Origin of the sequence: Ferrovibrio sp. (assembly GCF_965278975.1) — a bacterium.
Taxonomy (GTDB): Bacteria; Pseudomonadota; Alphaproteobacteria; order Ferrovibrionales; family Ferrovibrionaceae; genus Ferrovibrio.
On sequence record NZ_OZ257126.1, the window covers coordinates 1552969 to 1566607 of the forward strand.

Genomic DNA, 13639 nt, shown 5'->3' on the forward strand with positions numbered 1-13639 from the left:
CCCGACGAGGCAACTGACATGGCACGCAAGAAATCCAATCCAAGCGGAGATGACCAGATCATGGATAATGCAAACGAGCAGACCCAGGCCGAGGCCGTAGCCGCTGAAGCCGCCACCAGCGATGCACCCGGCTTCGAAGCCGATGCGCCAAAAAGCCGCCTGGAGCGCGCCGAGACGATGGTGAAGGACCATATGCTGGTCTCCATCGGCGTCGGCGTGCTGCCTTTCCCGCTGCTCGATATCGCCGCCGGCCTGGCCTCCCAGGTCATGCTGGTGAAGCGTCTGTGCGGCGTCTATGACGTGCCGTTCAAGGAAAGCACCGCGCGCGCCGTGGTGATGAGCCTGGCCGGTTCGCTCAGCTCCACCGGCATCGCCATCGTTGCCGGTCTCAGCGTCGCCAAGTTCATTCCGGGCGCCGGCACGGCGGCGGGCCTGATCGCCCTGCCGGTGGCCAATGCGGCGATGACCTATGCCATCGGCAAGGTGTTCATCGGCCATTTCGAGATGGGCGGCACCCTGGTGGATTTCAGCCCGAAATCCAATGGCGCCTATTTCCGCGACCTCTATGCCCGCGGCAAGGCCTGCGCCACCGATCTGTTCAAGCGCAAGCCGAAATCGGCCGACGAAGTGGTGATCGACGCCGAGCCGGCGCCGCAGCCCCAGGCAGCCTGATGCTGGCAGCGTAAAGCCGGCTGCCTGATGCCGGCTGGCTGACAGAGCCAGACCGAGTGACGGAATGGCAGTGCAGTGAATCACAACGGCCCTGGAGTATCTCCAGGGCCGTTTGTTTTGCCGGCTTGCTTTTCCTCCGGCATCACCTGAAACTGCCGTCACCGCTCTTTCATCCCACCACCCATGTATTGGGGAGCGCCGACCGGGCCATGATCTATATCGTCGCGTTCATCTATATCCTGCTCGCCCTGCTGGTCGGCGTCGTTGGCTCCGGCTCGCGCATCGGTTTCTTCGGCACCTTCGTGCTGTCGCTGCTGCTGACGCCGCTTTTGATGATCTTCCTGCTGATCGCGCTGACGCCCCGGCGCAAGCCCAAGGCCAGCACCTGATCTGATGCCCAGGCTGATCTCCGGGCCCTTCCGTTTCAGTGCCGGCACGCGCGACTGGGCGCTGTCCGGCATGGTGCTGGCGCTGCTGGTGGTGCATTTCGTGCTCGGGCCGATCAGCGATCTCGGCCTGCTCAACCGCCCGGTGATCGGCACGCTGGCCACTCTGCTGGTGCTCACCAGCCTGGTCGCCACCTATACCGGCACAGTGATCGGCTATGTCACGTTGTTTGGCGGCGGCCTGGTCTGCGCCCTGCAATTGCTGCATCTCGTGCATCCGGAACAGAGCACCACGGCGGCCTTGCTGCTGGCCGGCGCTGCCTTCCTGCTGCTGATCTCGGTGGCGATCCTGATGGATGTGTTCAGCCGTCGCCGGGTCAACATGCATTGCATCATGGGCGCGGTGGCGGTGTATCTGCTGCTCGGGCTGATCTGGGGCCTGCTCTATGTCACCCTGGAACTGCTGTCGCCCGGCGCCTTCGTCTATCCCAGCGAGGCCGAGCGCGGCCACCGCACCTTCTCCAACCTGCTCTATTTCTCCTTCGTCACCCTCACCACCGTGGGCTATGGCGACTTCCTGCCGCTGCATCCGGTGGCGCGGTCACTGGCCACGGCGGAGGCCCTGGTGGGCCAACTCTTCCCCGCCGTGCTGCTGGCGCGGCTGGTTTCGATGGAAGTCACTGCCTCGTCGGAAAAACCATAAGTAGCATATTGCATATGCGAGCATACTTATTATTGCCATAAATTCCCTTATAAGTTTAAAGTTCAACTATAGCGATTTTCGATTTGACTCCCCTCCGCTAATCCTAAACGATGGATTATGTTGGATTTGTAAGCGTGTGGGGGCACGGTGGCGTAAAGCCGCTGCACAAAGAGGCGGTAAGCCATGTCAGTACAGTTCCACTTGTCATTTTGCGTCATTTTTTGCAGGGCAATATTAGTTTCTGTATTAGGTCGGGAACTATTGCATGCCTGACCTCACTTACCTGTATTAGGAGGTGGTGACGGCGATGAATCATGCGGGGGATACCGATTTCCGTCAGCGGCGCGCGACCGGGCTGGGCATTGCTTCAGCCGAGTCTGCCGCGGTCGATTTCACCTGCACCATCCGCCTGCCTTTAGCCAATCCGCTCCCGACCATCCTGCCCGGGGCCAATCTTGCCGATAGCGCGATCATCGAAGCCGTGGTCACCGTGCAGCGCGCCGGGGGTTTTCCACTGCTCGATCTGCCGCTGGGTTTCAGCGCCACTGCGCTAGCCGAATGGGCGGCGCGGCTTGCCGACCGGCTGCTGCCCAGTCAGGCATCTTCGGCATCGCCCTTACCAATCTCTCCGCTGCCCGTGCTGGCTTTCCGTGCCGAAGCCGGCATGCCCGGTCTTGGCGCGATTGCCGAGGCGCAGGCACGCCATTGGCCGGGCGCACTGCTGCTGGTTGCCTGTGCCGATGCCGAAGCCCTGAAAACCGCCGTTGCATTGCCGGCGCAGGATCTGTGGATCGAGAGCGGTTCGCTCGGCGTGCTGCGCCAAGCCGCCGCCGATAACCGCGTCTCCGGTCTGGTTGCAGTTGGCGAAGAGTCCGGCGGCTGGTGCGGCGAGATGTCGAGCCTGCTGCTCGGCCGCGCCATGGCGCGGCTGGGCGATGAACTGGAGGCGATGCCGCCCTGGCTGCTGCGCGGCGGCCTTGGCCCGCAGGCTGCCGCTGCCGCCCATGTCGCCGGTGCGGCCGGTGTGGTGCTGGATGATTGCCTGTGGCTGCTGCCGGAATTCGGCCAATCCCAGCAGCGCCGCCTGCTGGAAAGCCTGGATGGCAAGGAAGCCGCCGTGCTCGGCGAAGCCTTCGGCGCGCCGCTGCGCCTCCTGCTGCATCCGCAATTCCCCGCCGCGCGCGCCCTGGAAGCCAGGGCATTGGAAATCGAAGCGGCGGGCCTGACACCACAGGCTGCGCGCCAGGCCTGGATCGATGCCGCGCAGGCGGCATTGCATGAACCAGGAAGCATATGGCCGTTGGGCCAGGGCGTCGGTCTGGCGAAAGCCGTGCGCGATGACCATGGCTCGCTCGGCCGCGTGGTTGCCGCCGTGCGCGCCATGCCGCAGCAACTGGCACGCCAGGCCAATGCGCTGGCGGCGCAATTCGCCGCTGAACAGGCGCCCCTGGCAGTGGCGCATCGCAGCCGCTATCCGCTGGTGCAGGGGCCGATGACGCGGGTGAGCGATGTGTCCGGTTTCGCTGCTGCCGTGGCGGCGGGCGGCGCCTTGCCGATGATCGCGCTGGCGGTGCTGAAGCCTGAAGACGTGCGGCAGGTGCTGCACCAGACCAAGGCCGAACTCGGCGATAAACCCTGGGGTGTCGGCCTGCTCGGCTTCCTGCCGCCGGAACAGCTCGATGCGCAACTGGCGGAAGTGTTGCAGGCCAGGCCGCCCTTCGCGCTGATCGCCGGTGGCCGCGCGGAACAGGCGTTGCAGCTCGAAGCCCAGGGCATCGCCACTTATGTGCATGCGCCGACGCCGGCGCTGGCGCGCATGCTGGTGGAACGCGGCGTCAAGCGGCTGGTACTGGAAGGCCGCGAATGTGGTGGCCATGTCGGCCCGCTGCATTCGCTGCTGTTGTGGGAAAGCATCAGCATTGAATTGCTGAAAACCAAGCAGCCCGGCGAACTCTCGCTGCTGCTGGCCGGCGGTGTGCATGATGGCCTCACCGCCGCGATGGCGGCTGCCGTCATGGCGCCGCTGGTGGCTGCCGGCGCCAGGATCGGCTGCCTGATGGGTACGGCCTATCTCGCCACCACGGAAATCACGTCAACCGGCGCCATCACGCCGGCTTTCCAGCAGGCTGTGCTGGCGGCCAGCGGCACCAGCAATCTGGAAAGCGGGCGCGGCCATGCCAATCGCTGCCTGGCGACGCCGTTCGCCGATTTCTTCCAGGCCGAACGCCGCCGCCTGCTGCGCGATGGCCTGAGCGGCGACGCGCTGCGCGAGGCGCTGGACGACCTGCTGCTCGGCCGCCTGCGGGTTGCCGCCAAGGGCGTCGAGCGCCAGGGCAATGCGCTGATCGCGGTTGATGCCGAACGCCAGCAGGTGGAAGGCATGTTCATGGCCGGCGAGGCGGCGGCACAGATCGGTGCGGTCAGCAGCATCGCGGCTTTGCATGAAGAGGTGAGCGATGGCGCGGCGGCCCGGCTTGGCGCCCTGGCCGGGCAGGATGCGGCGCCAGCGGTGAAGGGTGCCGCCTGCGATATCGCCATCATCGGCATGGCGCTGCATGTGCCGGGTGCGGCCAGCCATCACGGCTTCTGGCGCAACGTGCTGGACAAGAGCGTGGCGATCCGCGAGATCCCGGCCGATAAATGGGATTGGCGGCTGTATTATTCGGCCGAGCGCAACAAGCCGGATCATATTTCCAGCCGCTGGGGCGGCTTCATGGATGGCCTCGCCTTCGATCCGCTGCGCTATGGTATTCCGCCCAAGGCGGTACCCGATATCGCGCCGGGGCAGTTGCTGGCGCTGGAAATGGTGCGCCGCGCGCTTGGCGATGCCGGCTACGAGACACGCGGTTTCGACCGCGAACATACCGCCGTGATCGTTGCCGGCGAGGATGCCGGTGGCTATCTCGGCAATGAACTGATCGCCCGCGCCCTGGCGCCGCTGGTCAGCGATGCAACGGCCGTGACCCAGGTGCGCGCCCACACCCAAGGCTGGAGCGAGGAGGTATTCCCCGGCATCCTCACCAGCGTGGTGGCCGGGCGCATCGCCAACCGCTTCGATTTCGGTGGCGCCAATTTCACCGTGGATTCTGCCTGTGCCTCCAGCATCACCGCCCTGTCGCTGGCCGTCGGCGAACTTACCTCGGGCCGCGCCAACATGGCGGTGCTGGCCGGTGTCGATAATACCCAGACGCCCTATCACTACACGGCCTTCTCGGCGGTGTCGGCTTTGTCGCCCACCGGCAAGCTGCGCGCCTTCGATCAGGCCGCCGATGGCACCGTGCTGGGCGAGGGCGTTGCCGCCTTCATTCTCAAGCGCCGCGTCGATGCCGAACGCGATGGCGACCGCATCTATGCCGTGATCAAGGCGGTGGCGAGTTCCAGTGACGGCAAGGGCCTAGGGATGACCGCGCCGCGCCCGATCGGCCAGAAGCGTGCGTTGCGCCGCGCCTATGAAGCCGCCGGCCACTCCATCGCCGGGCTGGGCTTCTATGAAGCGCATGGCACCGGCACGGCGGTGGGCGACCGCGCCGAACTCGAAACCGTCGGCGGCCTGCTGAAAGATGCCGGTGCGGCGGCGCAAAGCTGTGCACTCGGCTCGGTGAAGGCGCTGATCGGCCATGCCAAGACGGCGGCCGGTGCGGTCGGCCTGGCCAAGGTGGCGCTGGCGCTGCATCACCGCACCATCCCGCCGCAGCCCGGCATCGAGAAACCCTTGCAGCCGATCGGCCAGGCGGATTCACCGCTTTATGTCAGCGATGGCGCCTTGCCCTGGTTCGGCGATGAACGCCCGCGCCGCGCCGGCCTCTCGGCTTTCGGCTTCGGCGGCACCAATGCCCATGCGGTGCTGGAGGAGTATGACCCGGGCCGGCCCGCTTCGATGGGGGCGGCTGCCTGGCCGGCCTATCTGTTCGCCGGCAGCGCCGCCGACAAGGCCGGCCTGCTGCGCGAGCTTGCCCTGCTGCAACGTGCCGTGCGGCATGATACGCCCGATGGCGCGGGGATCGAGCTGCATGAAATCGCCGCCGCCATGGCCGAGCGGTTCGATATCACCGCCGCCTGGGGCTTCACGCTTGTCGCCACCGGCAAGGCGCAGCTTCTCGAAGGTCTGGCCGCGATCCACCGCCATCTCGATGATGCGGCGCAGCCCTTGCCGCAGGATGCCTGGGCCGGAGCGCGCAAGGCTGCTGGCGAAATGCCGCTGGCGCTGCTGTTCCCGGGCCAGGGTAGCCAGCGGCTGCAGATGTGCCGCGAGATTGCCGTCTACATGCCGGAACTGCGTGCCAGCATCGAGGCGGCGGAAATGCAGGCGGCGGATATGCTGCCCGACCGCCTGAGCCGGCTGATCTATCCGCCGGCGGTGTTCGACGGCGCCGCGAAAGAGGCACAGGCCGCCAGGCTGACCAACACGGCGGTGGCGCAGATCGCGCTTGGCGCGGTGGAAGCCGGGCTGATCGATCTGCTGCGCCGGCTTGGCGCGCGGCCCAGCTTCGCCGCTGGCCATTCCTATGGCGAATATGCCGCGCTCTATGCCGGCGGCGCGATGGATCGCGCCACCTTGTTCAGGCTGTCGCTGGCGCGTGGCCGTGCGATGGCGGCGGCACCCGCCGGCCGCATGTGTGCCGTCTCCGCCAGCCGCGATGTGTTGCAGGCGAAACTCGGCGCTTTCCCCCATGTGGTGATCGCCAATATCAATTCCGACAAGCAGATCGTGCTGTCGGGTGCCAGCGCGGAAATCGAAAGCCTGGTGGCGTTGCTGGAAGGCGAGGGCATCCCCTGCCGCCTGCTCAATGTCGGCGGTGCCTTCCATTCGCCGCTGATGCAGGAGGCGCAGGCGCCGCTGGGCGCCGCCATCGCTGCCGCCACATTGCAGGTGCCGTCGCGCCTTGCGGTGCATGCCACCCGCGATGGCCAGCCTTTCCCCGATGACGTGCCGGCCTTGAAGGCGCAGCTCAGCGCGCAGATGACCGATGCGGTGGATTTCGTCGCCCAGATACGCGGCCTGCACGGGGCCGGCGCGCGGCTGTTCGTCGAACTCGGACCGGGCGGCGTGCTGGCGCATCTGGCCAGGCAGATTCTGAAAGACGGCGAAGCCCGCGTGCTGCATGTCGATGATGGCGGCGGCCTGCGCGGCCTGCTGCGCCTGCTGGCGGCATTGTGGGCCGAGGGCCAGCCGCTCGATCTGACGCGGCTGTTGCCGCCAATGGCTGCCCGCCCGCTGGAAGTTCTGGCTGATCTGGCAGCGCGCGAAGCCGCGCCCACCACCTGGATCGTCGATGCCATGCAGGTGCGCCCGGCGCGTGCCGATTCACCCCTCAAGGCGCATCGCCCGGCCTTGCGCGATGCCAATTCGCCTTCTCTCTCCAGCAATACGCCCCCAAGAAATGACGGTGACAGCATGGCAGCAGAAAGACCGCCCAATCCTGGCGCCATGGGAGGCGGCAGTGATCTGCTTGCCGCCTATGCCGAATACCAGGCGACAATGCGCCAGTTCCTGCATACCCAAGAGCAGGTGATGAACCTGATGCTCGGCGGCCAGCCCGCTGCTGCGCCGTCATTTGCCCCGGCAATGCCGGCGCCCATTCAAGTGGCTGCGCCCGCGCCTGTTGCCGCGCCGGTTGCTGCTGCGCCAGTGGTTGCCGCACCAATCGCCGCTGCCGCCGCGCCGCGTCTCGACCGCAGCGGTGCCGAAGCCCTGCTGCGTGATATCGTCAGCGAGCGCACCGGCTATCCGCTGGCGATGATAGACCTGGAACAGGATATCGAGGCCGAGCTTGGCGTCGACTCGATCAAGCGGCTGGAAATGATCGAGCGTGTGCTGGCGGCGTTGCCGGCGCCGGCCGCGCAGCGTTTCCGTGCCGGTGCCGAAGCAACCGCACGGGTGAAAGTGCTGCGGCAATGGGTGGAGGCGATCCTCAGTTCGCTGGAGGATGGCTCCGGCGGCGCCAAGGATGTCGCCGCCGATGTTGCCGCGTCCGTGCCGGTGCCGGCGGACGCGGCTGTCACTTCCCACACGGCACCCAGTATTGATTGCGATTGTCCGGCCTTCGCCATGGCGCCGCGCCTGGCGCCGCTGCCGCAGGAGCTGCCCTGGCGGCTGAAAGGCCTGTTTCTGCTGCTGCCGGGTCCGGAAGCCATCAGCCATGAAATCGCCCGCGCGCTAGCCGGGCGCGGCCTGGTGGTGGCGATGCTGCCCGATGAGCCATCGGCCCAGGCGGAAGCCATCCATGCCGCCCGCGCCGAACATGGCCCGGTGCGTGGTATTGTGCAGCTCAGCGGTCTGGCCGTACCCGATGGCAGCGACTGGAGCGAGGCCAATGCGCGCGGCGTGAAGGCGCTCTACCGCGCGGTGCAGCTGGTGCTGCAAGATCTGGCCGCGCCGCATCCGGTGAAAAACCGCGTCTTTGCCTGTTCCAGCCTGGGCGGCTGTTTTGGCCGCGGCGATTTCGGCGCCGCCGCACCGGCCAGCCTGGCTGCCTGCACGGCCGGCGCCGCGCTCGGTTTCCTCAACACCCTGGCGATCGAGCATCCCACCATTGCCGCCCGCGCGCTGGATTTCGCGCCCGATACCGAAGCCGCGCGGCTGGCGGACATCCTGCTGGCCGAACTGGCTTTCGAGCCGGGCCGGGTCGAGGTCGGCTATTCGCCGCTTGGCCGCACCGTATTCGAGGCCCGGCCTTTCGCTTTCACCCAGCCTTTTGCTTTCACTGGCAACGGCACCGCGCCGGCAATTCCAGCAACCAGCGTGATCCTGGCCACCGGTGGCGTGCGCGGCATCACTGCCGCCATGCTGGCCGCCAGCGCGGCATCTGGTGCGACGCTGATCGCCCTGGGCCGCCGGGGCGTGCCCGCCGCAGATCCGCATCCCGATTGCACGGATGCCACGGCGCTGCGCAAGCGCCTGGCCGAGCAGGCCCTGGCGGCAGGCCAGGCGGTGAAGCCCTCGGAGATCGCCGGCCGCGCCGAGGCGATCCTGCGCGACCGTGAGGCGGCGCAGGCGCTCGCCGCCCTGCACAAGGCCGGTCTGAAGGTGGAAGTCCGCGCAGTCGACACCCGCGATGCGGCGGCGCTCGCGGCCTTGCTCGATGAGATTCAGGCGCGCTTTGGCGGCATCGATACCCTGGTGCATGGCGCCGGCGTGATTGAGGACAAGCTGATCCAGGACAAGCAGCCGGAGTCATTCGACCGCGTATTCGATACCAAGACGGCGCCTTTGCCGCTGTTGCTCGGGCATCCGGCGTTGCAGAAGCTGGAGCGGCTGGTGCTGTTCAGCTCGATTGCCGGCCGCTTCGGCAATCGCGGCCAGGGCGATTATGCCGCCGCCAACGAAGTACTGAACCGCGCCGCTTTGTGGTTTGCCGCCTCTCGCCCCAGGGTTAAGGTGGTGTCGTATAATTGGGGACCCTGGGCCGGCACCGGCATGGCCTCGGCGGCGGTGAACGAGCAATTCCGCCAGCGCGGCATCGTGCCGATCCCGCTGGTCGGCGGCGTGGCGCTTGCCAGCCATGCCCTGCGTGAGAGCGGCCCGGTGGAGTTGATCGCCGGTGCAGGCGACTGGAACCGCGATCTCGCCGATGAGTCAGTGGCAGTAACAGATATGGCGGAAAGCCAAGTGTTGCAGGGGGAGTAAACAATGCGGGTCGACTTAGCGGAATTGCAGCCGATCGATGGCGATATCGGCCTGCTGCTGCAAGGCGGCGGGCGGCGCCTGAGCGATCTGGCCACCAGCGAAGTGGCGGCTTTGTTCGAGCGCCATGGCGTGCTGCTGCTGCGTGGCTTCACATCCGCCGGGCGCGATGAATCGAAGCAGGATTTCGTCAGCTTCTCGGATCGTCTGACGGCTGAATTCTCCAACTACCGCGGCGGCGGCCTGCGTTTCGCGGCACTCGACCGCCAGTCGGTGGATGGCATGCCCACGCTGATGACCACCACCGGCCATACGCAGAAATTCGGCATCCCGCTGCATGGCGAGATGTACTACCTGCGCCAGCCGCCGGGGCTGATCTGGTTCTATGCCGATCTGCCGCCGGCGCGCGATGGCGAAACCACGCTCGCCGATGGCGCGGCAGTGTTCGCGCAGCTCAAGCCGGGGAGCCAGGATTTCTTCCGCCGCACCCGCATCAAGTATGTCCGTGCTCTGGTGGATGGCGATTGGCAGGCCACCTTCATGACCAGCGACCTTGAGGAAGCCGCACGCTTCTGCGCCGAGGCCGATCTTGAGATGCGCTACGACGCCGAGGCCAAGCTGCTGCGCACCGAATTCACCTGCTCGGCTTTGCGTGAGGTCGGCGGCCGCACGGTGTTCATCAACAACCTGCTGTTCATCCATATCGCCGAACTGGTGTTCAAGAATGGCTGGGCGAAGCAGAACCTGCCCGGTCTGCGCAGCCCGGATTGCCCCATCGTGGTGCGCGCCGAGGATGGTTCGCCGCTGCCGGCGGAAGTGCTGTCCGATGTGCAGGCGGTGTCGGAGCGGCTGACAAGGCGCATTGCCTGGCAGCAGGGCGATATCGCGATGATCGACAACCGCCGCATCCTGCATGGCCGCCGCGATACCGATGGCGGGCCGCGCTCTATCCTGGTGCGGATCGGCGAACCGTCTTTCCCCCTGAAGGAGGCGGCGTGATGCAGCTGGGCCGGATGCGCAACATGAAATACGGCTCCGAGCCACTGATCTTCCATGCCCAGGGCTATCACGATTACAAGCCGGTCTGGCCCAAGCTGCGCGACTGGGTGTTTGCTCAGCCGCCGCAGCAGCTCGGGCCGCGCCCGCGCGTCACCATCATCACCTGCAATAACGGCCATGAGGCGATGGGCCTGTTCGAGAGCAGCGTCGAGCGGCTCGGGATTCCCTATATCGTTGCCGGCCGGCAATTCCCGGTCTGGAGCAATGCCGAGCATAAGCCGCTGGCGATCCTGGAGGCGCTGGAGCAGGTCGAGACCGAGTATGTGCTCTGTGCCGATTCACGCGACGCCATCCTGGCCGGCGACCCGGAATTGCTGGTTGACCGCCTGCTGGCGGAATTTCCCGCCGGCACCGGCATGGTGTTCGGTGCCTGCCAGATGAGCTGGCCGAACGCGCCCGAGCTTTCCGGCTTCGAACTCGATCTGCCGGGTGCTGCGGCATCCGAATACAAGCATCTCAATGGCGGTGCCTGGATCGGCCGGCGCGACCTGGTGCGCGATTTCTTCGTTGCCGCGCGCGATGCCGCGCCGCATCCGGCGGCGCCAGAATCGGAACAGGGCAAACTGCGCATCGTGTTCCCGGATTTCCATCCGCGCGTGGCGCTCGATTACGGCGTGAGGCTGTTTCACAACGTCGGTTTTGTGTTCGAGGACACCTATCAGATCGTCGAGGAGGCGGAAGCGGCATGAAGCGTTTCAGTCTGTTATTGCTGCCGCTATTGCTGCTGCCGGAGACCGCGGCGGCGCAGAGTCTGTTGGAGGCGATGGCGCAGGCCTATCGCCATAACCCGCAACTGCTCGGCGAACGCGCGCGCCAGGAAGCCACCGATGAACTGGTGCCGCAGGCCCTGGCCGGCTGGCGCCCGACCATCGCCTTCTATGGCGAGAACGGCAAGGAGCAGGAGCGCGTCAAGGTCAAGAGCAACAACCGTGTCACCAAGGGCCGCGCCAATCTCGATCCCAACGAACTGGCCTTGCAGGCGACGCAGCCGCTCTATCGCGGCGGCCGGCTGGAGGCGCAGACCGAATCCGCCGAATTGCAGGTGCAGGCCGGGCGGCATCAGTTGATCGCCGTGGAGCAGAATGTGCTGCTCTCGGCGGTGCAGGCGTATATCGATGTGTCGCTGGCCAAGGCGGTGGCGGATGTCTACCGCGAGCATGAAGGCGTGCTGCGCCAGACCCTGGTTTCGACGCAAGGGCGCCGCAACCAGGGTGCCGCCGCCGGCATCGATGTGGCCCAGGCCGAGGCGCGGCTGGCCCAGGCCGAGGCCAACCGCATCAGCTATGAAGGCAAGTATAATGCCGCGCGCGAGATCTACCGCCAGGTGATCGGCGAATATCCCACCCGCCCGGCTTTGCCGCCCAATGCACTGCTGCCCTACAAGTCGCCGGAAGAACTGGTGGCAGCGGCGCGCGATAATCCCAATGTGCTGGCGGCGACCACGGCGGAAGCGGCGGCGCGCAAGGATATCGATGTGGCGCGCGGCGCGCGGATGCCGTCGGTCGATCTGGTCGGCGTGATGGCCCGCACCTATGAGGAAGATACGCTCGGCGAGCGCGTCTGGAGCCGCTCGGTGAAGCTGCAGGTGACCATGCCGCTCTATGAGGGCGGCATGATCTCGTCGAAGGAACGCCAGGCGGCGAAGCTGCTGCTGCAACGCCGCTTTGCCGCCGATACGGCGCGGCGCGGGGTGGAAAGCAGCGCCGCCCAGGCTTGGGCGATCTTCGCTTCGGCGCGGGCCTCGCGCGAGGCGCTGGACCGCCAGCTGGCGGCGCAGGGCCTGGCGCGGCGCGGCACCGAGGCGGGCCTGCGCGCCGGCAGCAACACCACGCTGGACCTGCTGAATGCCGATGACGAACTCGCCGAAGCCCGCGTGCAGGTGCAGCAGGCGCGGCATGATGAAGTGCTGGCGAGCTATCAGGTGCTGGCGGCGGCGGGCGATCTCACCGCCAAGGCGCTGAACCTGCCGGTCGAGCTGCATGATCCGACACGCAATTACGATGCCGTGCGCAACCGCTGGATCGGTTGGGGCGAGGGAGAATAAGTATGGCTTGGCGCGGTATCGCTTCCATTGTGGTGCTGGCCGGTATCGGTGCCGGCGGCTACTGGTATTACACCCACCATATGCACAAGCCGGCGGCCAAGCCGGAAGCGGCGGCGGCAGGGCCGGCCAAGCCAGCAGAGCCGGCGCGTACCAGCGTGGCGGTGGCGGAGGCCAATGTCGCCGACCTGCCGCAGATGCTGGAGGTGATCGGCACCGTCTATGCCTATCACACGGTGATGATCCGCCCGCATGTGGATGGCGAGATCATGCGCATCCATTTCAAGGCCGGCGACGTGGTGGAGGCGAACCAGTTGCTGTTCAGCCTGGATGCACGCCAGCTTGATGCCCAGATCGCCCAGGCCGAGGCCAACCTCAAGCGCGACCAGGCACAGCGCGAAGCTGCTGTGGAGCAGGAAAAGCGCTATGCCGGCCTGCTGCGCGATGATTATGTCAGCCGCGAGAAATACGAGGACATCAAGTCCAAGGCCCAGGCCGCCATCGATACGGTGCGCGCCGATCAGGCGCAGATCGATGCCTTGCGGGTGCAGCGTTCCTACACGCAGTTGCGCGCGCCGATCGCCGGCCGCACCGGCGTGATGAATCTCTCGCCCGGCGCCCTGGTGCGCACCGGCGACCAGCAGCCCCTGGTACTGATCAACCAGATCAAGCCGGTGAAAGTTCAGATGGCTTTGCCGCAGCGCCAGATCGGGCCGCTGCGCGCCGCCATCGCCAGCAATGTCGCCAGCGTGCATTGCGCCAGCTATACCGGCAGCGGCCGGCAGATCCAGGGCCAGATAGAACTGATCGACAATGCCGTCGATTCCAGCACCGGCACGGTGCAGGTGGCGGCGCGTTTCGATAACGAGGACGAAACCTTCTGGCCCGGCATGACCACCGATTGCAGCTTGCGCATCGGCATTGATCGTGGCGTGGTGCTGGTGCCGTCGGTGGCGGTGCAGACCGGGCCGCATGGCCGTTATGTCTACCTGGTGCATGGTGGCGAGACGGTGCGGCAACAGCCGGTGACGGTGACGCGCGTCGATGGCCCGCATGCCTTGATCGCAAAGGGCGTGGAAAAAGGCGCCCGCGTAGTGGTGGAAGGGCAGTCGCGGCTGACCGATGGCCAGCCCATCATCATCCGCCAGTAACGC

Annotated in this window: 8 protein-coding genes; all 8 read left to right on the forward strand. The window is 66.5% G+C overall.

What is annotated here, in order from left to right; translation table 11 throughout:
• Positions 1–18: 18 nt before the first annotated feature.
• Entirely contained in the window at positions 19–672 is a 654-nt protein-coding gene (locus ACQY7X_RS07590; RefSeq protein WP_428249264.1) for a YcjF family protein, read from the forward strand.
• Between the two features lie 209 nt (positions 673–881).
• Entirely contained in the window at positions 882–1061 is a 180-nt protein-coding gene (locus ACQY7X_RS07595; protein ID WP_428249266.1) for a hypothetical protein, read from the forward strand.
• Positions 1062–1065: 4 nt separating this feature from the next.
• On the forward strand, positions 1066–1761 hold the full coding sequence (locus ACQY7X_RS07600; protein WP_428249267.1) for a potassium channel family protein: 696 nt from the start codon (positions 1066–1068) through the stop codon (positions 1759–1761).
• Positions 1762–2068: 307 nt separating this feature from the next.
• Positions 2069–9388, forward strand: coding sequence for an SDR family NAD(P)-dependent oxidoreductase (locus ACQY7X_RS07605; RefSeq protein WP_428249268.1), 7320 nt, complete (start codon positions 2069–2071; stop codon positions 9386–9388).
• Between the two features lie 3 nt (positions 9389–9391).
• Complete coding sequence (locus tag ACQY7X_RS07610) at positions 9392–10384, forward strand: TauD/TfdA family dioxygenase (RefSeq protein WP_428249269.1); 993 nt, start codon at positions 9392–9394, stop codon at positions 10382–10384.
• Positions 10384–11133, forward strand: coding sequence for a glycosyltransferase domain-containing protein (locus ACQY7X_RS07615; protein WP_428249270.1), 750 nt, complete (start codon positions 10384–10386; stop codon positions 11131–11133). The genes ACQY7X_RS07610 and ACQY7X_RS07615 overlap by 1 nt, the downstream gene beginning before the upstream one ends.
• Positions 11130–12488, forward strand: coding sequence for a TolC family outer membrane protein (locus ACQY7X_RS07620; RefSeq protein ID WP_428249271.1), 1359 nt, complete (start codon positions 11130–11132; stop codon positions 12486–12488). The genes ACQY7X_RS07615 and ACQY7X_RS07620 overlap by 4 nt, the downstream gene beginning before the upstream one ends.
• Before the next feature lie 2 nt (positions 12489–12490).
• Positions 12491–13636 (forward strand): efflux RND transporter periplasmic adaptor subunit, encoded by a 1146-nt coding sequence (locus tag ACQY7X_RS07625; RefSeq protein WP_428249272.1) that lies wholly within the window; start codon positions 12491–12493, stop codon positions 13634–13636.
• Positions 13637–13639: the final 3 nt, after the last annotated feature.

Bases quoted from the DNA above. Each gene is read 5' to 3' on its own strand.
- ACQY7X_RS07600 (WP_428249267.1), top strand. From the start codon at position 1,066: ATGCCCAGGCTGATCTCCGGGCCCTTCCGTTTCAGTGCCGGCACGCGC.
- ACQY7X_RS07625 (WP_428249272.1), top strand. From the start codon at position 12,491: ATGGCTTGGCGCGGTATCGCTTCCATTGTGGTGCTGGCCGGTATCGGT.
- ACQY7X_RS07615 (WP_428249270.1), top strand. From the start codon at position 10,384: ATGCAGCTGGGCCGGATGCGCAACATGAAATACGGCTCCGAGCCACTG.
- ACQY7X_RS07595 (WP_428249266.1), top strand. From the start codon at position 882: ATGATCTATATCGTCGCGTTCATCTATATCCTGCTCGCCCTGCTGGTC.
- ACQY7X_RS07620 (WP_428249271.1), top strand. From the start codon at position 11,130: ATGAAGCGTTTCAGTCTGTTATTGCTGCCGCTATTGCTGCTGCCGGAG.
- ACQY7X_RS07610 (WP_428249269.1), top strand. From the start codon at position 9,392: ATGCGGGTCGACTTAGCGGAATTGCAGCCGATCGATGGCGATATCGGC.
- ACQY7X_RS07590 (WP_428249264.1), top strand. From the start codon at position 19: ATGGCACGCAAGAAATCCAATCCAAGCGGAGATGACCAGATCATGGAT.
- ACQY7X_RS07605 (WP_428249268.1), top strand. From the start codon at position 2,069: ATGAATCATGCGGGGGATACCGATTTCCGTCAGCGGCGCGCGACCGGG.